This window comes from Streptomyces sp. AMJ-169, from assembly GCF_055597585.1.
Genome location: NZ_JBVLTJ010000007.1, coordinates 467,153 through 493,906, shown reverse-complemented (window position 1 = coordinate 493,906; position 26,754 = coordinate 467,153). Strand labels below are relative to the sequence as shown.

21 protein-coding genes and 1 pseudogene are annotated in these 26,754 nt (G+C 70.4%); 15 read left to right on the top strand and 7 right to left on the bottom strand.

Going from position 1 to position 26,754, the window contains the following annotated elements; translation table 11 throughout:
- Positions 1–13 precede the first annotated feature (13 nt).
- Positions 14–1,018, bottom strand: a complete 1,005-nt coding sequence (locus tag ACYUD3_RS20580) for a substrate-binding domain-containing protein (protein WP_470971905.1) — start codon at positions 1,016–1,018, stop codon at positions 14–16.
- Positions 1,019–1,197: 179 nt separating this feature from the next.
- Here ACYUD3_RS20580 and ACYUD3_RS20575 point away from each other — a divergent pair, with 179 nt between their 5' ends.
- The gene (locus ACYUD3_RS20575) at positions 1,198–2,262 is read left to right on the top strand and encodes a LacI family DNA-binding transcriptional regulator (RefSeq protein ID WP_470971903.1); all 1,065 of its coding nucleotides are present in this window, start codon (positions 1,198–1,200) and stop codon (positions 2,260–2,262) included.
- 34 nt (positions 2,263–2,296) lie between these two features.
- On the opposite strand, the gene ACYUD3_RS20570 is transcribed toward ACYUD3_RS20575, so the two are convergent.
- Positions 2,297–2,914: a maltokinase N-terminal cap-like domain-containing protein gene (locus tag ACYUD3_RS20570; protein ID WP_470971901.1), complete on the bottom strand. Its 618-nt coding sequence runs from the start codon at positions 2,912–2,914 to the stop codon at positions 2,297–2,299.
- A gap of 166 nt (positions 2,915–3,080) precedes the next feature.
- On the bottom strand, positions 3,081–4,244 hold the full coding sequence (locus ACYUD3_RS20565; RefSeq protein ID WP_470971899.1) for a phytanoyl-CoA dioxygenase family protein: 1,164 nt from the start codon (positions 4,242–4,244) through the stop codon (positions 3,081–3,083).
- Positions 4,245–4,352: 108 nt separating this feature from the next.
- Here ACYUD3_RS20565 and ACYUD3_RS20560 point away from each other — a divergent pair, with 108 nt between their 5' ends.
- The 3 genes and pseudogenes from ACYUD3_RS20560 to ACYUD3_RS20550 all read left to right on the top strand — a co-directional run bounded on the left by ACYUD3_RS20560 (position 4,353) and on the right by ACYUD3_RS20550 (position 6,649).
- Positions 4,353–5,375, top strand: coding sequence for a LacI family DNA-binding transcriptional regulator (locus tag ACYUD3_RS20560; protein ID WP_470971897.1), 1,023 nt, complete (start codon positions 4,353–4,355; stop codon positions 5,373–5,375).
- A gap of 257 nt (positions 5,376–5,632) precedes the next feature.
- The gene (locus ACYUD3_RS20555; RefSeq protein ID WP_470971895.1) at positions 5,633–6,133 is read left to right on the top strand and encodes a MarR family winged helix-turn-helix transcriptional regulator; all 501 of its coding nucleotides are present in this window, start codon (positions 5,633–5,635) and stop codon (positions 6,131–6,133) included.
- 69 nt (positions 6,134–6,202) lie between these two features.
- Positions 6,203–6,649: pseudogene (locus tag ACYUD3_RS20550) on the top strand (DUF6624 domain-containing protein).
- 69 nt (positions 6,650–6,718) lie between these two features.
- Here ACYUD3_RS20550 and ACYUD3_RS20545 read toward each other — a convergent pair.
- Complete coding sequence (locus ACYUD3_RS20545) at positions 6,719–7,636, bottom strand: aspartate 1-decarboxylase (protein WP_470971893.1); 918 nt, start codon at positions 7,634–7,636, stop codon at positions 6,719–6,721.
- Between the two features lie 278 nt (positions 7,637–7,914).
- Between ACYUD3_RS20545 and gndA the strand changes: the two genes are divergently transcribed.
- Entirely contained in the window at positions 7,915–9,354 is a 1,440-nt protein-coding gene (gene gndA, locus ACYUD3_RS20540) for an NADP-dependent phosphogluconate dehydrogenase (protein ID WP_470971892.1), read from the top strand.
- 133 nt (positions 9,355–9,487) lie between these two features.
- Here the strand turns inward: gndA and ACYUD3_RS20535 are convergent, their stop codons facing one another.
- Together ACYUD3_RS20535 and ACYUD3_RS20530 are read right to left on the bottom strand one after the other, a co-directional pair.
- Positions 9,488–10,270, bottom strand: a complete 783-nt coding sequence (locus ACYUD3_RS20535) for a thioesterase family protein (protein ID WP_470971890.1) — start codon at positions 10,268–10,270, stop codon at positions 9,488–9,490.
- A gap of 124 nt (positions 10,271–10,394) precedes the next feature.
- On the bottom strand, positions 10,395–11,180 hold the full coding sequence (locus tag ACYUD3_RS20530) for an IclR family transcriptional regulator (RefSeq protein ID WP_470971889.1): 786 nt from the start codon (positions 11,178–11,180) through the stop codon (positions 10,395–10,397).
- Between the two features lie 214 nt (positions 11,181–11,394).
- Here ACYUD3_RS20530 and shiA point away from each other — a divergent pair, with 214 nt between their 5' ends.
- The 5 genes from shiA to ACYUD3_RS20505 are packed head-to-tail and all read left to right on the top strand — an operon-like array spanning position 11,395 to position 20,741.
- Entirely contained in the window at positions 11,395–12,729 is a 1,335-nt protein-coding gene (gene shiA, locus ACYUD3_RS20525) for a shikimate transporter (RefSeq protein ID WP_470971887.1), read from the top strand.
- Between the two features lie 53 nt (positions 12,730–12,782).
- A complete protein-coding gene (locus ACYUD3_RS20520; protein WP_470971886.1) occupies positions 12,783–13,937 on the top strand; it encodes a zinc-dependent alcohol dehydrogenase in 1,155 nt (384 codons plus the stop codon).
- Positions 13,930–15,756, top strand: coding sequence for a TIM barrel protein (locus tag ACYUD3_RS20515; RefSeq protein WP_470971885.1), 1,827 nt, complete (start codon positions 13,930–13,932; stop codon positions 15,754–15,756). The genes ACYUD3_RS20520 and ACYUD3_RS20515 overlap by 8 nt, the downstream gene beginning before the upstream one ends.
- 18 nt (positions 15,757–15,774) lie before the next feature.
- Positions 15,775–16,611 carry an alpha/beta hydrolase family protein gene (locus tag ACYUD3_RS20510; RefSeq protein ID WP_470971883.1) on the top strand — a complete coding sequence of 279 codons (837 nt, stop codon included), beginning with the start codon at positions 15,775–15,777 and terminating at the stop codon, positions 16,609–16,611.
- Positions 16,608–20,741, top strand: coding sequence for a hypothetical protein (locus ACYUD3_RS20505; protein WP_470971881.1), 4,134 nt, complete (start codon positions 16,608–16,610; stop codon positions 20,739–20,741). The genes ACYUD3_RS20510 and ACYUD3_RS20505 overlap by 4 nt, the downstream gene beginning before the upstream one ends.
- A gap of 130 nt (positions 20,742–20,871) precedes the next feature.
- Here the strand turns inward: ACYUD3_RS20505 and ACYUD3_RS20500 are convergent, their stop codons facing one another.
- Entirely contained in the window at positions 20,872–21,726 is an 855-nt protein-coding gene (locus tag ACYUD3_RS20500) for an HD domain-containing protein (RefSeq protein ID WP_470971880.1), read from the bottom strand.
- A 77-nt stretch (positions 21,727–21,803) separates the two neighbouring features.
- Between ACYUD3_RS20500 and ACYUD3_RS20495 the strand changes: the two genes are divergently transcribed.
- The 5 genes from ACYUD3_RS20495 to ACYUD3_RS20475 are packed head-to-tail and all read left to right on the top strand — an operon-like array spanning position 21,804 to position 26,673.
- Positions 21,804–23,363, top strand: coding sequence for a type I-E CRISPR-associated protein Cse1/CasA (locus ACYUD3_RS20495; RefSeq protein WP_470971878.1), 1,560 nt, complete (start codon positions 21,804–21,806; stop codon positions 23,361–23,363).
- Positions 23,360–23,881 (top strand): type I-E CRISPR-associated protein Cse2/CasB, encoded by a 522-nt coding sequence (casB, locus tag ACYUD3_RS20490; RefSeq protein WP_470971876.1) that lies wholly within the window; start codon positions 23,360–23,362, stop codon positions 23,879–23,881. The genes ACYUD3_RS20495 and casB overlap by 4 nt, the downstream gene beginning before the upstream one ends.
- Before the next feature lies 1 nt (position 23,882).
- Positions 23,883–25,136, top strand: coding sequence for a type I-E CRISPR-associated protein Cas7/Cse4/CasC (locus ACYUD3_RS20485; RefSeq protein WP_470971874.1), 1,254 nt, complete (start codon positions 23,883–23,885; stop codon positions 25,134–25,136).
- A 44-nt stretch (positions 25,137–25,180) separates the two neighbouring features.
- Positions 25,181–25,975: a CRISPR-associated protein Cas5 gene (cas5, locus tag ACYUD3_RS20480; protein ID WP_470971980.1), complete on the top strand. Its 795-nt coding sequence runs from the start codon at positions 25,181–25,183 to the stop codon at positions 25,973–25,975.
- A complete protein-coding gene (locus tag ACYUD3_RS20475; RefSeq protein ID WP_470971872.1) occupies positions 25,972–26,673 on the top strand; it encodes a type I-E CRISPR-associated protein Cas6/Cse3/CasE in 702 nt (233 codons plus the stop codon). The genes cas5 and ACYUD3_RS20475 overlap by 4 nt, the downstream gene beginning before the upstream one ends.
- The last annotated feature ends 81 nt before the right edge of the window (positions 26,674–26,754 follow it).

Genomic DNA, 26,754 nt, shown 5'->3' with positions numbered 1-26,754 from the left:
GGGAGGGACGTGCTCAGCGGGTGCCCTGCGCGGCGAACGCGGCGACCTGCGCGACGTTGGACTTGTCGACGAACGCCGGACCGGTCAGCACGGGCGCCTCACCGCCGCCGCTGTAGTTGCCGTTGTTCTTGTACAGCCACAGCGCGTCGACGGACAAGTAGCCCTGGAGATAGGGCTGTTGGTCGACGGCGAACTCGATGCTGCCCTTCTCGACCGCCGCCACCAGATCCTTGTTGAGGTCGAAGGTGGCGATCTTCGCCTTGGCGCCCGCCTCGGCGACGGACTGCACGGCGGTCAGCGCGATCGGGGCGCCGAGCGTGACGACCTGGTCGATCGAGGGGTCCTGCTTCAGCTTGGCGATGATGGTCGACTTCACGGACGGCATGTCGGTGCCGTTGACGTTGAGGATCTCGGTCGTACCGCCGAACGTCTTCTTCACCCCGGCGCAGCGCTCCTCCAGGTTGACGTCGCCCTGGGACTGGATGACGCACAGCGCGTGCTTGGCGCCGGTGCCGTTGAGCCGCGTACCGAGGGCCTGGCCGGAGACCGACTCGTCCTGGCCGAAGAAGGAGATCAGCTTCTGCTGCCTCCAGACGCCGAGGCCCGCGTTCAGGCCGACGACCGGGATACCGGCCTGCTCCGCCTTGGCGACGACGTCCTTGAGGGCGTCGGCCTTGGCGAGGGTGACGGCGATGCCGTCGACCTTCTGGTCGATCGCGTTCTGCACCAGGTTCGCCTGGTCACCGGCCGTCTCGTCGTTGGAGTAGATCAGCTTGACGTTGTCCTTGGCGGCGGCGGCCTCGGCGCCTTTGCGGATGGTGTCCCAGAAGGTGTCGCCGGCCGGGGCGTGGGTGACCATCGCGATCGTCATCCTGGGGGTGTCGGCCTTGCCCGCCGAGACGCCGGCCGCGCTCTCGGTCGCCTTCTTGCCGCCGGTGCTGCTGGAACACCCCGCGAGCGCCAGGGCGGCTGTCGCGGCCACGACGGGGACGAGTCTGCGGGAACGGGAGGGGGTCATGGGTGATGCACCTCGCTGTGCAAAAGGGCTGCGCGAAAGAAGCGGGAGAAGCGGCTGCGCCGCAGAGTTCGTCGCGACAACAGGACAATTTAAAGCGCTTTAAGTGCTGGTACTATCGACCTCGTTTCAGCAGGGTGTCAAGGGTGTTGCACGGCTGACTTGGGCACGGGGAGACGCACATGGACGACGCAGACGGCACCACCGCTCACCGGGCCGGCCCGCCCCGACGCGCCCGCCTGGAGGACGTCGCCACCCGGGCCGGCGTCTCCACCGCCTCCGTCTCCCTGGTCCTGCGCGGCGCCCCCGGCCCGAGCGAGCGCACCCGGCAGCGCGTACTGAAGACCGCGGCCGACCTCGGCTACCAGGTGGACCGCACCGCCAGCTCCCTCGCCAGCCGCCGCAGCCGCCTCCTCGGCGTGATGATCGACGTCCACAGCCCGTTCCACGCCGAACTCGTCGAGCATCTGCACACCGCCGCCGAAGAGGTCGGCTACGACCTCGTCCTGTCCACCCAGACCCGCAACCGCGACCAGCAGGCCGCCGCCCGCACCCTGCTCGCCTTCCGCAGCGAGGCCCTGATCCTCCTCGGCCCCACCGGCTCCGGCGAACACCTCGCCGACCTCGGCAGCCGGCTCCCCGTCATCGCCGTCGGCCGCCGGATCACCGACGCCGCCCTGGACGTCGTACGCAGCGCCGACGACGACGGGGTCGGCCAGATCGTCGACCATCTGGTCGAGCTGGGGCACCGGGACATCGTCTACGTCGACGGCGGCAAAGGCGTCATCGCCACCGACCGGCGGCGGGGGTACCGCAGCGCCATGCGGCGGCACGGGCTCGGGGAGCGCGTCAAGATCCTCGGCGGGGACCACACCGAGGCGGGCGGGGAGCGAGCGGCGCGGCAGCTGCTCGACGCCGGCGGGCTGCCCACGGCCGTCGTCGCCTTCAACGACCAGTCCGCCATCGGCGTGTTCGCCGCCCTCACGCGCGCGGGCGTCGCCGTCCCCGACGAGATCTCCGTCGCCGGCTACGACGACGACACCCACTCCCGCCTCAGCTGCTTCAACCTCACCACCGTCAGCCAGAACGCCCAGGAACAGGCCCGCCAGGCGGTCACGGCGGCGGTCGAACGCCTCGACGGCTCCCGCACCGAACCCCGCGAGGTCGTCCTGCCGCCCCGCCTGATCGTCCGCGGCACGACTGCCCGCCCCAAGAGGCCTCCGCTGTACGGGCGTTCACGCGGCTGAGCGGTCTGTCTATACGGGCTACTTCTCCACGACGCTACTTCTCCACGACGCTGAAGAACGCGCCCTCGACGCGCGTGCCGTCGGCGTCGGTCCAGTGCGCGCCGATGTGCCCGAGCACCGCGTCGGGCGTACCGGCCCGCAGCACCCGGTGGATCCGGATCACGGCGCCGGGTGCGGACAGCAGCGTGCCCTCCTCGTCGTCCGTCACGGTGAAGGACGCGGGGAGGGCGTGGTCGCCGGTGTAGGAGAAGGTGACCTCGTGGTCGGGGGTGTCGCTGAGGCTCTGGGCCTGCGGCTGCGCGGCGCCCTGGAGGAGGGCGGTCAACTGGGCGACGAACACCGGGTCGTGGCCGGCGTCGTAGACCCAGCGGCGGCCGAGGACGCCGTGTTCGGTCGTGCCGATCAGCGCGTGTTCGGCGCCCTCCAGCGGGGCCGCGCGGTAGGTCATCGGTACGAGGTAGGCCGTCGGGCCGTCGCCCGCGACCAGGAACTCGATGCCGACCTCGCCCTCGGGGTCGTCCAGCCGGAAGCCGCCCGACCTGGCCAACTCCGGTGCGCCGGAGGGGCCTTGGTGCCAGGGGCGGGTGGGCAGCCAGGGGGCGAGCAGCTCCAGCTTGGTCGGGGTGAGCGTCGTGCGGTGGATGACGGACATGAGGGGGCCTCCTGGGGTGTGGGGGTGTGAACCTCCGCTGTGGATACGGACGTTCGTACCCTTTCACCTGCGGGTTCCCGACGGCCAGCGGGAATTGAGGCGGCCCCTCGGAACACCGGGCACCTTCAGCGGAGGCGGCCCCGAATGAGCCGCCCCCCAACTCCCCTCAGCTCACCCGCCGTTCCACCCCCGCATGCAGCTCCTTCCGCAACTGCTCAATCGCCCACCCCTCCGACACCGCCCGCCACAGCACATCCGCCTGCGACGGCGGGGCGAGGCCCGCGACCGGCGGGTCGAGGTCGAGGTTGGTCGGGAAGGGGTAGCCCTCGGCGGTCGCGGCGACCACCCGGCGCAGCCAATCCTCCGCCGCCCCCTCGGACTTGCGGCTCAGCAGCATCGGATAGACGGCGTTCGCCATGGCCTCCCGGTCGACCGTCTCCATGGCCCGCCCGAACGCGGAGGAGATCTGGAGGAGGTTCGCCATCCGGCGGATATCGGCGGACCGGTTGTGCCCGGCGGCGTGGAACAGCGCCGGGTTGAAGAACACGGAATCCCCCTTGTCCAGCGGGAGTTGGACGTGGTGCCCGCCGAAGTACCCGACGAACTCCGGGAGCCGCCAGGCGAGATACCCCGGCTCGAACTTCTGCGAGTGCGGCAGATACAGCGTCGGCCCCGACTCCACCGGCATGTCGCAGTGCGCGACGGCCCCTTGGAGCGTCAGCACCGGAGACAGCCGGTGCACATGCGCCGGATACCCCGCCGCCTGCTCCTGCGAGAGGAACCCGAGGTGGTAGTCCCGGTGCACACTCTGCGCCGCGCCCCCCGGATTCACGACGTTGATCTGCGACGTCACCTGGTACGCGGGTCCCAGCCACGCCTCGGAGACCAGCGCCAGCACCTCGTTCGCGTAATAGTCGGCGAACACCTCCGGCGCCCGCACGGCCGTCTTCTCCAGCGCGTTCCACACCCGGTCGTTGGCCCCCGGCTTCGCGAAGTGATCCCCGCGAGCACCCCCGCCGACCCGCTCCTCCTCGATGATCCCCCGGAACGCCTCCGAGGCCCGGTCGACGACCCCCGGATCGGGAAAGGCGCCCTTCAGTACGACGATCCCGGGCCCGTCGAGCAGCGCCCGGGCCAACTCGGCCTGGACGTCCCGGCGTTCGGCGCCCTCGAGGCCGCGCAGGCGCGCGCTGTCGTAGACGAGGACGTTCTGTTCGACACCCTCGGCCGTGAGGTAGCCGGCGGGGTCGGTCTGCTGTTCGACGAGTGCGCGCAGGGCGCCGAGGTCGCAGTCGGCCTCGGTCAGCCAGGCGCCGGTGGTGCGGGACATGCGGGTCCTTTCGCCGTGCGGGGCTTTCTGCCAGTCTTGAGGTGCCGAACACCTCAAGCAAGCCTCGGCAGTGAATCAAAAGTCCATCATCGACTTCGGGAACACCTCATGCGCCACCCCCATTCGATCAGGGAGATCGCCCGCCAGGCCGGGCTGAGCACCGCCACGGTCGACCGCGTCCTGCACGGCAGGGGAGGCGTCCGCGAGAGCACCGTCCGCGAGGTCCACGCGGCCGTCGCCGACCTCGACCGCCAGCGCGACCAGGTCCGCATCGGCAGCCGCACCTTCATGCTCGACATCGTCATGCAGGCACCCGAACGGTTCTCGACCGCCGTCCGCGCGGCCCTGGAAGCCGAACTGCCGTCCCTGCACCCGGCGGTGGTCCGCTCCCGCTTCCACTTCCGCGAGACCGGCGACGCCGGCCGGCTCGCCGCCGTCCTCGACGGCATCGCCCGGCGCGGCAGCCAGGGTGTGATCCTCAAGGCCCCCGACGTCCCCGAGACCACCGACGCCGTCGCCCGCCTCACCGCGGCCGGCGTCCCCGTCGTCACCCTCGTCACCGACCTCCCGCGCAGCGCCCGCCTCGCCTACGTCGGCATCGACAACCGCGCGGCCGGCGCGACCGCCGCCTACCTCCTCCAGCAGTGGCTCGGCGACCGCCCCGGCAACGTCCTCACCACCATCAGCCGCGGCTCCTTCCGGGGCGAGGAGGAGCGCGAGATGGGCTTCCGCAGCGAGATGCGGCTCGCCGCGCCCCGCCGCGCGCTCGTCGAGGTCACCGACAGCGACGGCCTGGACGCCACCCAGCGCGACCTGGTCACCGAGGCCCTGCGCCGCGACGAGGACATCGTCGCCGTCTACTCCATGGGCGGCGGCAACCTCGCCACCCTCGACGCCTTCGCCGCCCTCGGCCGGCGCTGCGTGGTCTTCGTCGCCCACGACCTCGACGAGGACAACACCCGCCTCCTGCGCGAACGCCGCCTGTCCGCCGTGCTCCACCACGACCTCCGCCAGGACATGCGCCGCGCCTGCCAGACGGTCCTGCGCGCCCACCGGGCCCTGCCCGAGGCCGCACCCCCACCGCCGTCCCCCATCCAGGTCGTCACGCCCTTCAACCTGCCGCCCGGGTGAGCAACTGGAGTGGACCTTGCGGGGCGTGCCTGCCGCTGGGCTCGCGCGGGCAAGGGAGTTGCTGGAGGGGATCGCGGGGACGGCGTTCCCGGCCGCCCTGTCCGACGCCGACGCGCTGCCGATCGGCACCGGCCGCAGGGCGCCGTCGGGCGAGGAGCGCGCCCAACTGGCCGGGATCGGGCTGCCGTTGAGCCTGGGCCGACCGGAGCGCCCGGTGCGAAGGGTGTGGCAGTTAAAGCGAGGTTAAAGTGGAGCGCATGACTGCGACGCCGCGCTGGCTGGACCCCGAGGAGCGACGGGCGTGGCTCGCCTACGTCAAGTTCTCCACCCACCTCGCCGACCACCTCAACCGCCAGCTCCGGCGGGACGCGGGCCTGGCGCACGCCGACTACACCCTGCTCGCGTTCCTCTCCGCCGCCCCTGGCCACACCCTCACCATGTCTGAGCTGGCAGAAGGTCTGCGCATCACCCGCAGCCGCCTCACCCACGCGGTCAGCCGCCTCCAGGACTCCGGCTACGTCGAACGCCGCGAGTGCCCCGACAACCGCCGCAACCAGCTCGCCGTCCTCACCCCCCAGGGCATGACCCTCCTGGAAGAATCCGCCCCCGGCCACGTCGAAGCGGTCCGCCAGGCCATCTTCGACGCGCTCACCCCCGAACAGGTCACCCAGTTCGCGGAGATCGGCGAGGCGATCAACGGGGCGCTGCGGAGGATGGACGCGGACGACGAGGGGACGTTGCCGTGGCGGCGGCGGTAAATCCATTATTTCTCAAGGGAGTTGAGAGTGACACCGGACGTCTCCGCACTGCCGGCGGAGCTCACGGCGATGGCCGCGGCCGATCGCGAGACCTCGCCGCTCGGCAACAGTGAGGACCCGGCGGACCAGTTGGCCTGGCGGCGGCTCACCGCGCTGCACGGGGACCGGCTCGACGCGATCATGGACGAGTTCGGCTGGCCGCACCCCGGCCTCGTCGGCCCCGAGGCCGCCACCGCCGCCTGACTCGTCGCCCAGCACGCCGACCGCCAACTGCACGTCCAGCGCCGGGCGTCGCAGCTCATGGAGGCCGCCGGCTGCCCGCCCCGCGAGGTGGCCTTCCTACGGGACCGGGTGCTCGTCAACGAGGGGCGGGAGCAGGTGTACGGGACTCAGATCGCCGGGGTGAAGGACGGCTCGCCGGTGCCCTGGCCCTGTGTCGAACCGGAGCGGATGGACGAGCGGCGGGTGGCGGCCGGGATCCCGCCGTTCGCCGAGTACGTCGCGCAGTTCATGTGAGACGGGCCCTCCCGAGCCAGCAGCGGGGGGTACGGCACGCTCCGGTCCTTTCCGGTCGCGTCGGCGAGGTCAGACACCCGGTTTCTCCTTGGCCAGCAGCGCGGCCGTCTTGCCGGGCAGGGTGAGTTCGGCGAGGACGCCGAAGCCCGCCTTGCGGAACGCGTGGACCGCCTGGAGGTCGGTGGCGTCGGGTTCGGCGACGACCCGGCGCTCCGGGTGCGCGCGCAGGATCGCGTCCGACACCGTCCGCAGCAGGTCGGCCCCGAGCCCGTGCCCCCGGCTCAGCGGATTGACCAGCGCGACATGCACCCCGACGTCGCCCGCGCGCACGTCGTAGTACCCGCCGAGGGGGTCCGCCGCCACGTCGTAGATCTCGGCATAGCCGAACGTCCGCCCCTCGTACGACACCAGGCACGGCCACGAGGTCCCGCTGACCACCTGGCGGTCCAACTCCGCCTGCCACACCTGCGGCGGCCAGGCGCGGCCCCAGGCGGGCGCGATGTGCGGGGAGTTCATCCAGCGGGCCAGGTCCCCGACGTCCCCGGGCGCGGTGCCGGCGACGTGCAGGGACCAGGGAGGTGCCAGTCGGGGCAACGGGACGAACGATTCGGCCGCCTCCTTCTCCGGGGCCCCGCCGACGCCGACGATCCGGTTCCCGGCGTCGACGTGCACGATGTACGGGGTGTGCGTGCCGAGTTGATCGGGGCCGACGCTGCCGTAACTGGTCAGCACGACCAGATCGCCGGCCGCCGCGCAGTGCGAGGCGGCGCCGCTGACCGCGAGGGTGCCGCTGCCGGGCGCGGCGGGCAGGACGTACGTCTCGGCCTGGACGCCCCGGCTGACGTTCGACAGCACGACCCGCTCTCCCGCGCGCAGATCGGCCGCCGCCATCAGGTCCTGGTCCAGGCTCACGGCCTCGACCCGGGCGGGCGCGCTGTGCGTGACCTTGGCGCGCAGGACCATGCCGTGGATGAGGGTGCGGTGCATGGGGTGCTCCCTTCGTGGAGTCGGTTCTGTGACTCGTAGCACCGAAGGTACGAAAGGGGATAGATAAATTCACCGGCGTGGATAGCTGGTTAAAGGGTGATATGCGCGCCCCGGTGGAGGGGTGGGGGGAGAGGGGGTGTGCGGGTGCGACCAGCACGCGAGTGGCATTTGATCGGACCGGCTGATTATCGAATATTGGGTCATGGGGCATAGATCAGGTCGGTGGCAGGGTTTACGCCCCCAAGGACGTCAACAACGACAGGAACAGGTACAGCGATATGAGCGCATCCGCATCGATCGGCGTCACCGGCCTGGGAGTCATGGGCCGCAACCTGGCGCGCAACTTCGCGCGGCATGGTTATACGGTCGCCGTTCACAACCGCAGCGCGGGCAGGACGCGTGCGCTGATGGAGGAGTTCGGGGACGAGGGTGCTTTCGTCCCGGCGGAGTCGGCGGAGGAGTTCGTGGCGGCGCTGGAGCGGCCCCGTCGGCTGATGCTGATGGTGCAGGCGGGCGGTCCGACGGACGCGGTGATCGAGGAGTTCGCGCCGCTGCTGGAGCCGGGCGACATGATCATCGACGGGGGCAACGCGCATTTCGCGGACACGCGGCGGCGGGAGGCCGCGTTGCGTGAGCAGGGCATTCATTTCGTGGGTGTCGGGGTGTCGGGTGGTGAGGAGGGTGCGCTGCACGGGCCGTCGATCATGCCGGGTGGTTCGCCGGAGTCGTACGCGGTGCTGGGGCCGATGTTCGAGGCGATCAGTGCGAAGGTGGACGGTGAGCCGTGTGCGACGCACATCGGTGCGGATGGTGCGGGGCACTTCGTGAAGATGGTGCACAACGGCATCGAGTACGCGGACATGCAGTTGATCGCGGAGGCGTACGACCTGTTGCGGCAGGTGGCGGGGTACTCGCCGCAGGAGATCGCGGGGATCTTCGGGGAGTGGAATCAGGGCCGTCTGGGATCGTATTTGATCGAGATCACGGCCCAGGTTCTCGGTCATGTGGATGCCCTTACGGGTGGCCCGTTCGTGGATGTGGTGGTGGACCGGGCGGGTCAGAAGGGGACGGGCCGTTGGACGGTTCAGACGGCGTTGGATCTGGCGTCTCCGGTGACGGCGATCGCGCAGGCGACGTTCGCGCGGGCGGCGTCGGGGCAGGTGGCGTTGCGGGCGGCGTACCGGGGGCTGCCGGGCGGGACGACGCCGCCGTTGTCGCGGACGGAGGCCGCGCGGTTCGCGTCGCAGGTGGAGCACGCGTTGTATGCGTCGAAGGTGATCGCGTACGACCAGGGGTGGTCGATGATCCAGGATGCGGCCCAGGAGTACGGGTGGGCGATCGACTTGGCGGCGGTGGCGCGGATCTGGCGGGGTGGGTGCATCATCCGGGCGTCGTTCCTGGACCGGATCCGCGCGGCGTACGTGCAGGATCCGGCGTTGGTGAGTCTGCTGACGGAGAAGGAGTTCGCGGCGGAGATCGCGGACGCGCAGGTGCCGTGGCGGGAGATCGTGGCGACGGCGGCGCGGCGGGGGATCCCGGTGCCGGCGTTCTCGGCGGCGCTGTCGCATTACGACACGCTGCGGGCGGAGCGGTTGCCTGCGGCGTTGTTGCAGGGGCAGCGGGACTTCTTCGGGGCGCACACTTATGCGCGGGTGGATCGTGAGGGGATGTTCCACACGCAGTGGGCGCAGGAGGGGCGGCCGGAGACGGACGCGTAGCCTTCGGACGCTCTTGGGTTCCACGACGTGTAACCCACACGAATGACAACGGCCCCGCCGGGAACTTCCGCCCCGGCGGGGCCCGTTGTCGAGTCAGCCGCTGTCAGTCCACCTCAGCCCCTGCAACTTCAACTCAGCCACCCAACGGCCGCACCGTCAGAATCTGCTCCGCCCGCCCCACCGGCCCCTCGACGTCATGCAGGACCGTGCTGGTCAGTCCCTGCCCCGTCGGTCCGAAAGCGACCGTCGTGTCGAGCCCGGTCCAGTCGCCCACGGGCTGGCGGTACAGATGGACCGTGAGGTCGACGTTCGGGAACATCCACTCGGTCGGCGGCTTCCGCACGGCGATGCCGTTCGCGGTGTCGACGAGCGCGACGAAGGACGCCAGCGGGCTGCTCGCCTCGCCGGCGACCAGAGCGAGCGGCGTCGTCACCCAGGCGGCCGTACGCCCCGGCGCGGGCGGGGCGACCGGGCGGATCTCGACCGAGCTGATGTAGCCGCCGGGCCACAGCTCGCTCATCGCCCAGGGCGCGAGCGACCCCGGCGCCGGCAGCCGCTCCGGGCTGCCGCCCGCCACCGCCGAGGTGTCGAGCGCCGCCAGCAGCCAGGCGCGCGCCCGGACCACCGGCCGGTCCGAGATCCGTACGACGGCCTCGACCAGCTCGATGGTGCGGCCCGGGCGGACGGTCTCCACCGTGACCTCGCACTCGTCCAGCGCGATCCGGCCGAGGATGTCGAAGCTGATCCGGGAGAGCAACAGGCCCTGGCGGCCGGCGAGATGGCGGTCCATGGCGTGCACGATCAGCCCGCCGACCGGGCTGAAGTGCTGCTCGTCCAGCGCCCAGGCGCCCTGCGCGTGCGGGGTGGGCTTGAAGCGGTGGTCGTCGATGCGCTCGTAGTAGCTGCCGGGGTGCAAGGGGAAGGCCTTTCCGTGGGGCGGACCCGGCCATGATCTCGCAGAAGCAGCGACAAATGATTGCGAATACTGACCGGAACTGGTCAGTTACAGCAACTTTCTTCCAAGGTGGGCTCGTACGGAGTCAGACGCTGCTGCCCAGCGGGTGGGTGAAGCCCTGGGCGCTGATCAGGCGGGCGCCTTCGGTGAGTTCGACGGCGAAGCGCTCGATGGCCTCGTAGGGGAAGCGGTGGCTCGGACCGCTCACCGACAGCGAGGCGACGACGCGCCCGCCGCGACCGGTGACGGGTACGGCGACGGCGCTGAGCCCCTCGTCGAACTCGCTGCTGCTGACGGCGTATCCGCGCATGGCGGCCTCCGCCGCCCAGGCGCGCAGCCGGACGGTGAGCTCCTCGCCCTGCGGGGAAGAGGCGGCGACCCGGCGCAGGAAGGACTCCGGGGCGTCGCGCAGCAGGACCTTCGAGGAGGCGCCGGCCCACAGGGGCTGCTCGTCGCCGACGTCCAGGACGTGCCGCAGCGGGTGCGGGCTGTCCTCGTGGGCGACGCAGATACGGCTGACGCCCCGGGCGACGAAGAGGTTGGCGGTCTCACCGAGCCGGTCGGCCAGCTCCCGCATCACCTTGCGGGTGTCCTGCGGCACCTCCCACTGGCTGCGCGCGAGATACGCCCACCGCCACAGCGCGGGACCGGCCGTGTAGCCGGACGGATGCGGACCGAGAAGTCCACTTTCCTCCAGGGTCTGCACCAGCCGCAGCGCGGTCGTCTTGGCGAGCCCGGTCGCCTCGGTGATCTCCCGCAGACTGACCACCGGCCGCTCCTCGCTCAGCAGATTGAGGATGTCGACGGCCCTGCGCACACTGCGCACGCCGGGGGAGTGCCCTTCCGGTGCCGTCTCTTCCGCCTCGCTCATCCGCCCGCCTCTCGTGCCGTGCCGTCCCGGTGCCGTGCTGTCCCGCCGACCGTAGACCGCACTGTGGACCAGGTATACGGCAATGCCGCGGAAATCTCGACGCAACTCTTGTAGCTCCCGTAACCCCCGCCTTAGGGTGCCGCTTGCCGGTCCAGAAGTTCCGAGGAGTGGACCACTCTTGGGACGACATCGCATCCGACGGAGTGTGTGAGAGATGAGCAGCAACAGCGCCCTCGCGAAACGCGCCGCCCTGGCGAGCTTCATGGGAGCCGTGGTCGACTGGTACGACTTCTTCCTCTACGGCATCGTCGCGGGCCTCCTCTTCGGCGACCTCTTCTTCCCCGGCGCCTCCCCGGCCGTCGGCACCCTCGCCGCCTGGGCCACCTTCGGCGTCGGCTTCCTCTTCCGCCCGCTCGGCGGGATCGTCTTCGGCCACTTCGGCGACCGCCTCGGCCGCAAGAGGATGCTGGTCCTGACCATGCTGATCATGGGCGTGGCCAGCACCTTGATCGGCGTCCTGCCGACGTACGCGCAGGCCGGGATCTGGGCGCCGGTGCTGCTCGTTATCCTGCGCGCCACGCAAGGGTTCGCTGTCGGCGGCGAGTGGGGCGGGGCCGCGCTGATGGCCGTCGAGAACGCGCCGCGCAAATGGCGCTCGCTGTACAGCAGCGGCGTCCAAGTCGGCGCGTCCTTCGGCCTGTTGCTCGCCACACTGATCACCAAGGTGATGTCCGGTACGACGTCCGACGCCGCCTTCCGCGCCTGGGGCTGGCGGGTGCCGTTCCTGCTCAGCGCGCTGCTCGTGGTCGTCGGCCTCGTCATCCGGGCCAAGGTCGAGGAGTCGGCCGAGTTCACCGAGAAGGTCGCCGGCCTGGCCGACACCGAACGCCCGCGCGTCCCGCTGATCGCCGCCGTCCGCTCCAACCCGGCCGGCTTCTTCGCCATCATCGGCCTGCGCTTCGTCGAACTGTTCACCTTCTACGGCGTGACGACCTTCGGCCTGTCCTACGGCACCGATGAACTCGGCCTGGACCGCGACGACCTGCTCAACGTCAACCTCGCGGTCGGCGGGCTCGCGGTGCTCACCATCCCGGCGTTCGCCTATCTCGCCGACCGCTACGGGCGGCGCCGGATCTACTGCGCGGGCGGGCTGATCGGGGCGGCGGGGGCGGTGCCGTACTTCTGGGCGATGGAGTCCGGGTCGCTGGTCCTCATCGTGGTTTTCGCGGTCCTCCTGGTGAACGTCGCGCACGACATGGCCGTCTCGGTGCAGCAGTCCCTGTTCACCGACATGTTCGGTCCCGAGTACCGCTACAGCGGGGCCGGGGTCGGCTATCAGCTGGCCAGCGCGGTGGGCGGCGGTTTCACCCCGCTCATCGCGAGTTCGCTGGTGATCTGGGCGGACGGGGGCTGGTCGCTGGTGGCGGGGTATGTGGCGGCCGGGTGCTTCGTGTCGTTCCTGGTCGCGCTGCGGCTGCGGGGCACCGGGGAGGGCGGGGCGGAGGCCGTCCGGAAGGAGACCGTGACGGACGAGGCGGCGACCGTCTAAGCTGACCGCACAGCGGAACAGTAGAACCGTCTAGTGGTCGACTGGGAGTCCCGGTGAAAGCAGCAGTCCTCACGGCGCCGGAACGCGTCGAGATCGTCACCGACTGGCCCGAGCCCGAGTGCGGACCCGGCGATGTCGTCGTGGCCGTGGAGGGGGTGGGGCTGTGCGGGACCGACCTCGCCGTCTTCCACGGCCGCCGGACGGTGCCCGCGCTGCCGTGGGTGATGGGGCACGAGGGGTTCGGACGCGTGGTGGCCGTCGGCGCGGACGTCACGGACCGGCAGGTGGGCCAACGGGTGGTGATCGAACCGAACTACGCATGCCTGAAGTGCGTGGACTGCCTGACCGGACTCACATCGGCGTGCGCGCACCGGGTGATCGTGGGGTTGAACTCGGTGGGGGTCCTGGCGGAGCGGGTGGGGGTGCCGGCGGGGTTCGCGCATCCGGTGGGGGCGGCGGGGGCCGCCGGGATCGGAGCCGAGGGCGCCGACAGCGAGCCGCGGCGGATCGGGCACCCCGAGCCGCAGCGCGACGGCCGGATCGGCGGGGCCGGAGATTCTCGTACGGCCGGCGCGGGAGCTGTGGGGCGCGGCGGACTGAGCGCGGCTGACGCGCAAGCCGCGCACCCCGGTGAGCTGACCGCCGCCGACCTCGCCTGCGCCGAGCCGTACGCCGTCGCCCGGGCGGCCGTCCGGCGCAGTGGGGTGCGGCCCGGGGACCCCTGCCTCGTGGTCGGGGCGGGCGCGCAAGGTCTGCTGCTGTGTCTGATCCTGGTCCGCGCGGGCATCACACCCGTCGTCACAGAGCCGCATCTCCCGCGCCTGGAAAGGGCGTTGGGGCTCGGGGCGGCCGAGGACGACGGCCGGAGCGGATTCACGCACGTCTTCGAGACGTCGGGACACCCGGCGGCGCTGGCCCCGGCGCTGCGCCGGGCGGCGGCCGGCGCGACGGTGACCCTGATCGGCCTCAACTCCGCGCCGCTGCCGCTCACCACGGACGACGTGGTGCGCCGCCAGCTGACCCTGCGCGGCTCGATGATCTACGACCACCCCGGCGACTTCGCGACGGCGGTGGCCGAACTCCCCGCCGCCCGCCCCGGCCGGGTCATCGAGGCGTGTTTCCAACTGACCGAGGCCCAGGAGGCGTTCGCGGGCGCCGCCGCACGGGCCGGCAAGACCTGGATAGGTATCGGGAGCGGCCATGCGTAAGTCCATCGCCACCGTCTGCCTCAGCGGCACCCTCACCGAGAAACTCGCCGCGGCGGCCCGCGCCGGCTACGACGGCGTCGAGATCTTCGAGAACGACCTCCTGGCCAGCCCCCTCACCCCCGAGGAAATCGCCGCCCGCACAAGGGACTTGGGCCTCACCATCGACCTCTACCAGCCGATGCGGGACATCGAGGCGGTCCCCGGGGAGACCTTCACCCGCAACCTCCGCCGCGCCCGCCACAAGTTCGACCTGATGCGCCGCCTGGGCGCCGACACGGTCCTGGTCTGCTCCAACGTCTCCCCGGAAGCAGTGGACGACGACGCGCTGGCAGCGGCCCAGCTGGCTCAACTCGCCGCCGCCGCACAGGAGTCCGGCATCAAGGTGGCGTACGAGGCGCTGGCCTGGGGCCGCCACGTGAACACCTACGACCACGCCTGGCAGATCGTGAAGGACGCCGGCCACCCCGCCCTCGGCACCTGCCTCGACAGCTTCCACATCCTCTCCCGGGGCTCCGACCCCAAGGGCATCGAGGACATCCCCGGCGAGAAGATCTTCTTCCTCCAGCTCGCCGACGCCCCCCTGATGGCGATGGACGTCCTCCAATGGAGCCGCCACTACCGCTGCTTCCCCGGCCAGGGCGGTTTCGACGTGACCGGCCTGCTCCGCCACGTCCTCGCCACCGGCTACACCGGCCCCCTCTCCCTGGAAGTCTTCAACGACGTCTTCCGCCAGGCCGATGCCGGCCGCACCGCCCTCGACGGCCTGCGCTCCCTGCTGGCCCTCGAAGAGGCCGCCGGCGCCTCGGAGTTGCCGCCCCCGGTCATCCCCTCCGGCGTGGCGTTCGCGGAACTCGCGACGAGCGACCCCCAGCCCGCCGAGAACCTCCTCACCGCGATCGGCTTCACCAGAACCGCCCGCCACCGCACCAAGCCGGTCGACCTCTGGGAACGCGGCGAGGCCCGCGTCGTCCTCAACACCGCGACCCGGCGCACCAGTACGACCCTCGCGGCCCTCGGCCTGGAGTCCGCGTCCCCCGCCGCCTCCGCCCGCCGCGCGGAAGCCCTGCTCGCACCGACCCTCCCGAAACGGCACACACCCGACGACGTCCCCCTGGAGTCGATCGCGGCCCCCGACGGAACAGAGGTCCTGTTCTGCGCCACCCGCCGTGCGGGGCTGGCGAGTTGGACGGACGACTTCGTCTTCACCGGGGTGAGCGGGACGGACGACGAAGTCTCCACCGGGGCGAGCGGCACGGACGACGTCATTGCTGCCGGGACGAGCGGGACCGACGGCCACCTGGACCACCTCGCCCTCACCCAACCCTGGCACCACTTCGACGAAGCGGTCCTGTTCCACCGCGCGATCCTGGGCCTCAGCCCCCACGACACCGTCGAACTCGCCGACCCCTACGGCCTGTTCCGCAGCCGCGCCCTCTCCGCCTCCCCCTCAGGCCCCCACCTCGTCCTGAACCTCGCCCCCACCCCCGAGGTGGACAGCCGCGCCCGCCACATCGCCGTCGCCGTAGCCGACTTGGTGACAACAGTCCGCCAATTCCGCGCCTCCGGAGCCCCGTTGCTCCAAGTCCCCGGCAACTACTACGACGACCTCGCCGCCCGATTCGAGTTCGAGGAAGGGGAGTTGGAGTCCTACCGGGAACTCGGAATCCTCTACGACCGGGACGAGCGGGGCGGGGAGTTCCGGCACTGCTACACCCGGACCGTCGGCCAGGTCTTCTTCGAGTTCGTCCAGCGAAGTGGTGGTTACGGGGGATATGGTGCGGCCAATGCTCCGGTGCGGCTTGCCGCTCAGCGGAGGTGAGGGGTAAGGGGGCGGGCGGTGCGGGTCGGTGGGGTGCATGGGATCCGGCAGGGCGGGACCTCCCAGCAGCGGCTGACGAGGGAGTGGTCCGGCGCGCTCAACCAGGGCCTGACCGATCTGCGCCGGCCTTGTCTGCCTGAAGGAACCCTGGAACTTCCGCACTGGACCTCGCTGTTGGCGCGAGGAGCGGAGCATCTCGGCCCGCCGGCCGACCCGTCCGGCCCCGAGACCCCTTTGAGCGATGAGGAGGCGGACTTCGTCACCGTCGCCCTGGAGGACGTCGTACGGCGGGAAGACCTGGCACTCGTCGATGAGTTGGGTACGGGAACGCTGGGCCTGCCGCAGCTCTGGCCGGCTTCCGTGAACAGGCTGGTGCAGGCATACGACGTGCGCTTCCCCCGGGGCGGGGGCAAGCTTTTCGTAGGCTTCATGCGGGAGGTGCGCCTCTATCTGCACCGTCCTGAACTCGCCAGTCGCGTGCGGGAGTTCGTCGCCCGAAGCTTCAGGGCGGCGGGGGTCGAGATCGTGCTCGGACATTCCCTCGGCAGTGTGATCGCGTACGACCTGCTGCGGCGCGGGGAGGTGAGCGGGGTGCGGACACTGGTGACGTGCGGGTCGCCGTTGAGCATCGCCGCGGTACGGCGGGGGCTGGGAGTCCGGGACCAGGAGGCGTTGGCGCTGCCCGGGGTGAGGTGGGTGAACGCCTTTGACCCCGGGGATCTCGTCACCGGGGGGACGGGGCTGGAGAAGGTGGCTGCGGGGGTTGTCGACGAGGAGGTCGACAACGGGTGGGTGGATCCGCATGCCGTGGTGCGGTACTTGGAGGCCGGGGCAGTGGCAGGGGAGTGCGGGTGAGAGGTGATGCCCGAGCATGGGACTGCCAGCTGATCATCCTGGCCGTCTCCGACTACGAGGATGCCGCCTTCGCGGCGAGCATCAAGGCACAAGTGGCCGTAGTCCGACGCCTGTGGGCCGGAAACCGGCTGGGGGAGCGACGCTTCCAGGTCGTGGAACCCGGCAAGCTCTGCAACGTCCACGACTTCGAGGACTTCCTGCGTGCCCAGGAGCTGGAGAAGGCCAGCCATAGACAGGTAGTGGTTGTCTATATCACCGGCCACGGAATCAACCCCGGGACGGACGAGCACTTCCTGCTGCTGCCGGACACCGACGACAAGAAGCTGCTGACCACCGCCTTCCAGACCTCCAGAGCGATCATCCCCGTGCTGGACTCCGGTGCCGAGCATGTCCTGATCATGGTGGACTCCTGCCATTCGGGCATCCTGCGCCAGGAGTTGCTCAGGCGCCTGAAGGCTCTCGACGAGACCCGGCGCACGATGTCGTCCCTCGTCGTCATCACCTCCGGAGACGAAGACGGCACACCACGGCCGAGAGGCTTCTCACGCCTCCTGGAGAAGACGGTCGCCCATTTCAGGAAGGAGCAGTGGGAGCGGTCGGGTCCTTGGCTGAGTGTCCAGGGCTTCTATGCGGTGATGGCATCCGTGTGCGTCAAGGGAGTCGACCCTGACGCGCACGTCGTCTGGCCGAAGGAAGGGACCTTCTCGAAACAGGACCTACAGCAGCCCAGTCCCTGCATCCCCAACCCCGCCTGCCGTCCCCTTCTCGTGGGCGGCACCCGCAGCGCAGTCGCCTGGTCCGCCGAGGACATGGCCGCACACTGGCTGAACCAGGCCTCGGGCCGCCCTTTCGTGGACGTACCCGGCTGGCACTTCACCGGTCGCACCGCCCACGTCCGCCGCATCACCGAGTTCCTCCTGAACGGCGTCGGTGTCCTTGTCATCACCGGAGCGGCAGGTTCAGGAAAGTCCGCGCTGCTGGCCCGGACGGTCACCCTCAGCGATCCGAAGTTCCGGCGCGAGTACTCGGACATCGTCGAGAGCATGCCGCCGGAGACGAGCGTCCCCGCAGGCGCTGTGGACGTCGCGGTACTGGCCCGCAACGCCGAGGCCGAGGAACTGGCCGCCATGCTCTACCAGTTGCTCACGAAAAGAGTCCCCGTCACCAGGGGCGGCATCACGGCGTCCGATCAACTCCTCGCCCACGTAAGGACATTGCGCGGCAACCGCCCTACGACGATCGTCATCGACGGCATCGACGAGTCGAAGGACCCGACCAGGACGGTCGTCTTTGTCCGGGCGCTGGCCGAGCAGCGGACCGCCGACGGTCGGCTCGCCGTACGGCTGTTGCTGGGAGCGCGCAGCACCCGCCCCGGCCGGGGCGGGGGAGACACATCGGCCTGGCCGAGGGAGCCGGCCCCGGATCTGCTGGACCAGCTGACACAGATGCCGCAGACCAGCGAACTGCTGCGCACGGACAGCACCGGCACCCTGGAGGACGTCGAGGCCTACGCGGCGCGACTCCTGCGCACCCTCTTCGACGATTTCACCGACTTCAGGGAACTCGCGGCGGCGATCGCGGAGGAAGTGGCCCCGTCCTTCCTGAACGCCCGCCTCGCCGTGACGGAACTCCTGGCCGAGGGCAGGCTGCCGGACCCGCGGGACGAGACGTGGCGCCGTACCCTCGCCGAGGGCACTGCCGGGCTGCTGCGCCGCGACATCGCACGAGTGGCACGCAACGCGGGGCACCCGGCGGACGACCTGCTGCTGGTCCTGCGGGCCGTCGCCTTCGCCCGGGGCGCAGGACTCCCCTGGGAGAACATCTGGCCGTGTGCGATACGCGCCCTGGGCGGGCAGCCGGAGTTCGCGGAGGCGATGATCCCGCAGGTGCGCGGAAGCAGCCTCGGAGGCCATCTGGCCAAGAACGTGGAGGACGACAGGTACCTCTACCGCGTCAACCATGAACGTCTGGCCGAGTTCCTGCGCGACGCCCCGGAGACGCTTCTCCCCGGTGACCTGCCCGCCGCTGCTCCCAGGACACCGCGTGAAGCCGAACGAAGCCTGGCGGCGGCCTTCAGCGCCCTCGTGGCGGACCAAGCCGGCCCACCGCACGCCTACTTCCGCCGCCACTTGGTCCAACACGCGGCAGCGGGCGGTGTGTTGGACGACAAGACGATCACCGGCGAGTTCCTTCGCCACGAGACGAGCGGCAACGTACGCGGCGCACTCGGCCTCCTGGCGGAACGCACCGACGACACCGTGCGCCTGTCCGCCTGGGCCGGCATCGAGCCTTTCCTCGCCGACGCCTCGCCGACCGCCCGGGCCGAAAGCCTGGACTTCGCCCTCGGAAAGCCGGGCCGCCACTTCACCCCGCTCTGGAAATCCCTCCACGCCCCGGACAACGTCCTGGCCCAGACGGACACCGACCTCCTCTCTCTGACCGCCTTCACCTCTCTGATCGCCGCGGGCGGCGCCGACGGCACCCTCCGCGTCTGGGATCCGGCCACCGTCACCCCGGTAGGGCAGCCCATCGAGGGCTACGGCCCTTCGGCGCGTGCCTTGGCCGTCGTACCCGGCCCCCGCCCGCTGCTCGCGGTCGGCTGTGACGAAGGCGCGTGGCTGTGCGACCCCTTGACCGGGCAGAAGAAGCGGCTGCGGATCGACGGGAGGGTCAACGGCATTGTTTCGCGGGGCAGTTCGACGGAGCTGGTGATCGGCACGGACACCGCCCTCTTCTCGTACGACGTCCGGAGCGACGTCCGACGTGAGGTCCTGCGGGGTCCGGTGACCGGCCTGGTGGCTCTGGACGGAGTCCTGGCCGCGCACGACGGGACCTCGGTCCGTGTCGGTGACGGGACTTCGTTCACGAAGGCGGTCGGCGGCCGTATCTCGGCTCTCGCTCTCTTCGAGGGCCGGGACGGCACCCCTGTTCTTGCCGTGGCCACCCGGTCTCCGGACACGATCCGTCTCTGGTCGGCTCGGACCGGCGAGGAACACCGGGACAGCATGATCCGGCGGTCCGCGGAGACGATGACCGGCTACCGGCACCCGGACCTCGGCGTACTGCTGGCGACGGCCGAGGACGGCGTCGTACGGCTGTGGGACCCGGAGACCGGCGAGGAACGGGCGTGGTTCCCGGCGGATCACACCGACGAGGTGACCGGGCTCGTGGCGGTCGGGCCGGTCCTGGTCTCGGGCTCCAGGGACCGGACCGTGCGGGTGTGGAACTCCGGTCTGTGGCAACGCCGTTCGCAGCGCTCCACCCCGCTCGACGGGACGTTCCTCGCAGCGCTGCCGGGGCGGCTGGTCACGGTCGGCCCCGACCGGAACCTGCTCGTGCACTCGGCCGGCACGGGTGGATTCCTGCGGTCGGTCGGTCTTCCCCGCAGGGGGCTGGGAGGCCCGGTGACGGCCCTTGCCACGTACGGTCCGGACACGGTCGTCGCAGGGCTTCCCGGCGGTCCGGTCGGCTGCTGGGACGGCGATGGATGGCGGCTCGTGGATTCGCTGACGTCGTCCGACGACTGCGCGACGGCTTTGACCGTTTTCGAGACCGGCGCTCACACCGTGCTGGCCGTGGGAACCGGCCGAGGCAGGCTGGCGTACTGCGATCTGCTGGAGGGCGGCATGACCGCCCAGTACAGGCACCACGACGCCGGGCCGGTCCACGCCCTGTGTTTTCTCCCGGCGCTCGCTCTTGTCGCCGTCGCCACCGACCAAGGCGTGACACTCCACGACTCCCTGCGCGGATCGGCCGAGGAACGGCTCACGTTGCCCGGCCCCGTGATGTCCCTGACCGCCGTCCGAGGAAATGGCCCATGGGCTTTGGCCGCCGGAGGAGCCGAGGGCAGCATCTGGCTGTGGGGACCGGATGCCGGAGCGAGGCTCTTGTCCGCCCGGCACGACGGTCCCGTTTCAGCGCTGGCGTCGCTCGGCCCGCTGATCGCGAGCGCGGGGGGTCTGGACACGACCGTACGGCTGTGGAACCCAGGGACGGGGGAGGAGCTTCGGCGGCTGGTCACGGGGGTGTCGCTCACGTCTTTGGCGGTTCTGGACGGGACCGGTCTCCGGATGGCGTTCGGGGGACAGGCGGGCATCGCGGCGGTGACAGCGGAGCAGGGTGATGCGTGACGGCCGGGGGCAGACCAGGAGCCGGACTCCTATGATGCGCTGAGCGGCTCCGCAGCGCGGGGATGGACCACATGGAGGACGCTAAGACGGAGCGGTGACGGCGTCGGCCCCGCAGCGCGGGGATGTTCGATCAGCTGGTACGGCGCATGCGCGCGACCACCTCATGCGCGTGCAGGCGTGCGCGATTCGACAGCGCCTCGTCCGTGTCATAGGGCGACGCGAGGTCGTACGACGGGTTCCTCGCGGAATGGCGTCGGCTCAGCGACACCAAGCTGCTGAAGACCGCCAAGCGCGCGGCGGCTGTCGGTCGGATCAGCCGCGGCAGGCCGCCTACGTCGATGCCGACGTGACCGGCGACCGAGGCCACCAAGCGCGCACGGACGGCGTCCCAGGCCGGACCGCCGGTCGCCCGGTAGGCCCTGGCGACCGTGTCGGCGTGCAGCGCGTCCGCGCTGTGGACGTTGAGCGCGTACGCCGCGAGGTAGAGGCCTTGATGGCCCGGCGCCCGGCACCGCTCGCCGTCGACGTAGCCCGCACAGTCGCAGCCCATGAGCCGGGGCAGGACAGCCGCTGTGACGTGTTCCGGACGCGCGTGACGCGGCCGGGCTCCGGGTCCCTGCAACGGCAGTCCCGCGCGCGACGCCTGCTCCCGCCACACCGCGCGGACCCGGATCAGCTCGGGAGAAGAAGGAGAGTCCGAGCCGAAGGCGGCCATACGGGCCGGGCAGGCCTCGCCGATACGCCTCACCCCGGCCAGGAACGCCGCAATGGCGCATGCGCTTCGTTCGTCCTGCACACCAAGGCTGTTCGCGATCTCTTCGCGCTGCAATGGATCAAGTATTTGCTGCTCCCACATCTCGATGACCATGGAACTGGCGGTGACCATGTGGGCGACGAGCGGGACCCATCCAAGTGGGTGGCTGGGACTGACTGATCCCCAACACCATTTGTGCGCGGCCGTGTTGCCGTCTTCAAAGATGCTCACGTAGACCTCCTCTCGCGTGCTACGGTCCGAATCCATCTGAGCAGGAACCATGCCGGGCGGTAAGAGGTAGGCACACATTGTCCGAACCCTATGCCGATTTACGCCACCACTGGGACCCACGGCGACAAAAGTGCGTCCCGGTACTGAAGGTAAACGGGGAGAGAGGCAAAACCTCCCTGATCGAGACACTGGATCAAGCCCACGAGCTGTCCGGCATCGCGGCGGAGACCCCGGGCGAGGGTATCGCCTTGCTGGAGTACTTCCTGGCGATCTGCTACTCCTTCCCGGGATTCCCCGCCGAGGCCGATGCTCTGCGTGAGCAGGTGTACAGCGGCGATCTTTTGAAAAAAGTAGCTGACTGGCTTAACAAACGTCCCGATGGCCACTGGGACCTCTTCCACCCCACGGAACCCCTCGGTCAGAATTCCCTCCTCGCGCCCTTCCTGGATCAATACGGCGCGGGGCCCGCCCAATTGGTGATCGAACGAGCCGGTGACTACAACCAGTTCTTCGACCACCACCACTTGGAACACCCAGATCCTCTCCCTGTCGACGAGGCTTTTCGAGCGACGCTCGTCCAGCACGCCTACGGGCCCGGCGGACGCGCCCGGATCTCCGGAAAGGAGACCCTCGGCCCGGCCCTGACCAACCTCGCCCTCGGACGTCTGACCAGCCGTGTCCGCGTCGTCGCTCTGGGACGGACGCTCAGGGAAACCCTCCTCATCAACCTGGCCCCGGTCGAGGGACATCCCGGCACCTTCAACCGCACGTGGACGGAGGTCCCCCGCCGGGGCTTTCGAGTCAAGCCGCAAGGGCGTCGAGTCGAGGGTCCGGCTGATCTGCACACCGTCCTCGGCCGTTCGATCCTCCTGCGGCCCGTGCTCACCCAAGACGGCCAACTCGCCGTGGACCGAGTCCTGATGGCGGCAGGGGAACTCCTCGAACCCCTCCCGGACCATCACATGCAGGACGCCGTCTACGAGTCGGCCAGAGGAGGTGAGCGCCCCCTGCGCCCGTCGGCCTCCCGAGCCCTATGGCGTGAAGCGCATGCTTTATACGCGGCGGTGGTGAAAAAGAACCATCCTTCAGATCTCTACCATCGCCTCGCGGAACTCAGCGACCTCAGCGTCACCCTCTGGGCCGTGGGCGTGATCACCAAACAGACCACGGTCCTCACCTGGGTCTCGGACACTTTCCCCTTTGTCCCCGGCCGCCATGCCGAACTGCGCCACGCGGCCGAGCGAGGCTCGGCCATCGCGGAGTACGTGGCCACGTGCCTGTCCAAAGCTGCCTATGTCGCCTGGAGCATCACCTATCCCAACCCCAAACCGAGCGATAAAGCAGCACAACTGGCCCGCTTCGACGCGAGCCCCGAACACTGGGCGCATGCCGCCGGGCCTTTTCATGCCCTTCTGGAAGAAACGGCGGCTACCGAGGACCAGGAACGGACGTACGACGCCCTCGTCGAGTACGCCGCGGAACTCGCCCAGTCCGCGCGGAGATTCTTGGGCTACCGGCTGTCCTCTCTCCCCGCCAACTCCAGAGGCCACCGCGCCCGCGCCAGGGCGGCCCGCCTCCTCGACCACCACCTCACCGCCCCCGATGCCCCTGACGAGCTCAAGGAGGACCGGCAGTGAACCAAGCCCCTCCCGACACGGCCCAGCAACTCACCCGTTGGCTCACCGGCTTGGTCCGCGGCCGCGACTACGGATCGCTGGCCCGACTGCGCAGGCCGAGTCTGAAGGAGAAACCCCACATCCTGGCGGGCCATTTCGACGAGGGCCGGCATGAGGTATTCGAGCAAGTGGCATTCCTCTTCGCCGTCTATCACCAGGGTGCCGCTGAAGCGCATTGGGGCCGGGGAAGCCTGGGCACCGCGGCCCGTCGTATCGGCAACAGTCTCGGGCGCGGCCCCGATGACCCGGGGGCCGGCCGGCTGATGGACCGCATCGTCGCCAGCCGACGCCTGCCTCTGCGTCATCTGCAGCACGCCATCGTGCGCCTGCGTTCCTGCGAGGTGTCACCGCCCTACTGGCCGGGTCTCGCCAATGACTTGACCGCCTGGGGAGACAAGAAAGCCGACATTTCATACAGCTGGGCCCGCGACTTCTACGCCCCGGCACCGAAGCCCACTCCGAGGAAGGAAACCGACTGACGTGACCGACCGGCCCCAGTTCCTCTCCCTCCACCTCCTCGAAACCCTAGTAGCAGCCCTCCCCGTAAGAGACGAGAACGGCGCCCCCAAAACCATCGTCTACGGCGGAGTGGAACGCCACCTGATCACCAGCCAGGCCCGCCGCAGAGCGGAACGCATGTACGCCCGGGACCGGGCCAATTCGGGAAAGGGGCGGCTTTCCGGGTACACCATGGGTGTCCGCACCCGGGAATGGGCCCTCATGACGGCGCGCGCGTTGGAGACCCGGCACGGCTGGCCCAGGGAACGCGCGCTGACCACTGCCCGCGCCGTCCTCCAGGCGACCGGACTCAAATTCGGCGACCCCGCGAAACCCACCGTTGCCAACCTCACGAAAGTCCTCCTCTTCGCCCCGGCCGACGCGGGTGACCGCATCGCCGATCACCTTGCGGCGGAGGAACGGGCGATCGGCGCTTGGGTCGACGATTACCTCGCGAAAGCGAGCGTCGTGAAATCGAAAGACACCGACAGCGAAAACAGCAAACTCCCCGCCCTCCCCAAACCCACCCGAGACGCCATCCTCACCGCCCTGGCCCCCCGAGACGCCATCGACATCGCCCTCTACGGCCGCTTCCTCGCGGAAATCGCCGATTCCCCGAACGTCGACGGAGCAATTCAAAGCGGCCACGCCTTCACCGTCCATGAAGCGGAAACCACCGACGACTTCTACGCGGCAGCGGACGACGCGAAAATCGACCGGAAAAGCGACGCCCTGGCATTCCTGGACGCGGCCGACGACGCCGGCGCCGGAATGACCGGCTACCAATCGCTCATCTCGGGCACGTTCTACCGGCACGCGGTCCTCGACCGCCGTACCCTCCGCCAGAACCTCCGCGCGGCAGGCATGACGGAGGAAGAGGCGGAGACGGCGGCCCGAGCCGCGGAGGCGGAGTTCGTCGACGCCTTCGTCAACGCGTTCCCGCAGGCGAAGAAGAACTCCACCGCTTCCACAGGGGTGTTGCCCGCACTGGTCCTCGCCTTCGAGGGCGAGCGCCCCTTCAACTACGCGGGCGCGTTCCAGAAACCCATCGAGGAGAACAGCAGGCCCGCCGGAGAGATCGCGGTCGAACGACTCCTGAAACACCACCAGTTCGTGTGCCGCAAACGGGACGACATCACCCGGGGCCGCGTCCTGACCTACGACCCCGCCATCCACGCGGTACTTGAGAACCTGGGCGTCCAAGACGTCGACTCCGTCGCGGACTTGACCCCGTGAACACCCTCCTCGTCCGCCTCGCGGGCCCCCTCCAGTCCTGGGGCATGGTCTCCCGCTTCGGCCGCCGCGACACCCACAGCCGCCCCACCAAGTCCGGCGTCCTCGGCCTGTGCGCGGCGGCCCTCGGCCACGAACGCGACGAAGGGCTCCGCGAGTTGGCGGACGTACGGTTCGGGGTGCGCGCCGATCAGCCCGGTACGCCGGCCCGGGACTACCACCTCGTCGGCGCGGGCCGCTTCCCCGTCCGGCCGCGCGACGTCATCACCGATCACCGCAGGGCGGCGGCGCTGGCGGACAGCATGGCGCGGGCACAGGGCCCGGCGTTCGGGCGGCACGCGCTCGACGACTGGTACGGGGCGCCCAAGTACATCGTGTCCGACCCGGATTCGGGCGCGCTCGTCTCAAAGCAGCTGGTGCGCAGCGGACTTGTGACCGAGCGCTGGTACCTCGCCGACGCCGCGTTCGTCGCCGGACTCCAGCACCCCGACGCCGCGTTCCTGCGCACCCTCGCCCACGCCCTCGAACACCCGCGCCGCCTCCTGTGGTTGGGCCGCAAGTCCTGCCCGCCCTCCGGCACCCTCACCGGCCCGCTCCGGAAGGGGACCGCCATCGAGGAAGCCTTCCGTACGACCGCCCCGCTGCCCTCCGACGGACCGCCCTCCGTGCCCCGGCCCTGGGCGTGGATCGAGGCGCCCCCGAGCGCCCCCGCCGCCACCCCCGTCCAGGACCAGCCGGTCAGCTTCGCCGCGGACCGGCCCGAGCACACCACCCGCTGGGAGACCCGCACCCGCGTCACCATCGACGAACACGCGGAGGAATGGCCGGAGTTGATCCCATGACCGCCCGTTTCGTCGTCACCCACAGCGTCCTCGCCCTCGACACCCGCCACCCCTACACCACCAAGTCCCTCATCGACGCCCAGGACATGCACCGCACGGTGATGAGCGGCTTCCGCGGCTGGGCGACCGACGGGGACCGGGACGCCCGCGCGCAGATGGGGGTGCTGTCGACGTGGTCCGTGGACCTCAAGGCGGGCGCGCTGGTGCTGGTCGTGCAGTCGAAGGTGCCCGGCGACTGGGCGGGCATGCCGCGCGGGGCGCTGACCAGGAAACCGCACGTCATCACCGTCGACCGGACCTTCCGCGCCGGTGACGTGCTCACCTTCCGCACGGTTGTCAACCCCACGTACAGCAAGCCGGCAGGACCGCCCGGCGACCGCCCGCGCGGCCGGCGTACGGCGCACACGCGGCCCGATCACGTGCGCAACTGGTTCCTGGCCCGGCTCCAGCCGCCCGGCGAGCCCGCCCGGGGCCCGGACGGCGTCCCCCGCATCGGCGCCACCGCCGAACCGGACTCCCTCGCCGTCCGCATGCTCCCCGCACTCTCCAGCGCGGGCCCGCACGAGGGGCTGCGGCTGACCCGCGCGGAGATCAGGGGGACGCTGACGGTGACCGATCCGGCGGCGCTGGTCGCGGCGCTGGAGCAGGGGGTGGGGCGCGGACGGGCTTACAGCTGTGGGTTGTTGCTGACGCGCTAGCCAAGCAAGCCCCGGCGGCCCGACGCGTCCCGGTGACCCGGCGAACGCCGACAGCCCGGCCCCCGGCGAGCCCCAAACACC

Excerpts from the sequence above, each read along its gene's own strand:
- ACYUD3_RS20580 (WP_470971905.1), bottom strand. The coding sequence starts at position 1,018 with ATGACCCCCTCCCGTTCCCGCAGACTCGTCCCCGTCGTGGCCGCGACA.
- ACYUD3_RS20575 (WP_470971903.1), top strand. The coding sequence starts at position 1,198 with ATGGACGACGCAGACGGCACCACCGCTCACCGGGCCGGCCCGCCCCGA.
- ACYUD3_RS20570 (WP_470971901.1), bottom strand. The coding sequence starts at position 2,914 with ATGTCCGTCATCCACCGCACGACGCTCACCCCGACCAAGCTGGAGCTG.
- ACYUD3_RS20565 (WP_470971899.1), bottom strand. The coding sequence starts at position 4,244 with ATGTCCCGCACCACCGGCGCCTGGCTGACCGAGGCCGACTGCGACCTC.
- ACYUD3_RS20560 (WP_470971897.1), top strand. The coding sequence starts at position 4,353 with ATGCGCCACCCCCATTCGATCAGGGAGATCGCCCGCCAGGCCGGGCTG.
- ACYUD3_RS20555 (WP_470971895.1), top strand. The coding sequence starts at position 5,633 with ATGACTGCGACGCCGCGCTGGCTGGACCCCGAGGAGCGACGGGCGTGG.
- ACYUD3_RS20545 (WP_470971893.1), bottom strand. The coding sequence starts at position 7,636 with ATGCACCGCACCCTCATCCACGGCATGGTCCTGCGCGCCAAGGTCACG.
- gndA (WP_470971892.1), top strand. The coding sequence starts at position 7,915 with ATGAGCGCATCCGCATCGATCGGCGTCACCGGCCTGGGAGTCATGGGC.
- ACYUD3_RS20530 (WP_470971889.1), bottom strand. The coding sequence starts at position 11,180 with ATGAGCGAGGCGGAAGAGACGGCACCGGAAGGGCACTCCCCCGGCGTG.
- shiA (WP_470971887.1), top strand. The coding sequence starts at position 11,395 with ATGAGCAGCAACAGCGCCCTCGCGAAACGCGCCGCCCTGGCGAGCTTC.
- ACYUD3_RS20515 (WP_470971885.1), top strand. The coding sequence starts at position 13,930 with ATGCGTAAGTCCATCGCCACCGTCTGCCTCAGCGGCACCCTCACCGAG.
- cas5 (WP_470971980.1), top strand. The coding sequence starts at position 25,181 with ATGGTCTCCCGCTTCGGCCGCCGCGACACCCACAGCCGCCCCACCAAG.
- ACYUD3_RS20475 (WP_470971872.1), top strand. The coding sequence starts at position 25,972 with ATGACCGCCCGTTTCGTCGTCACCCACAGCGTCCTCGCCCTCGACACC.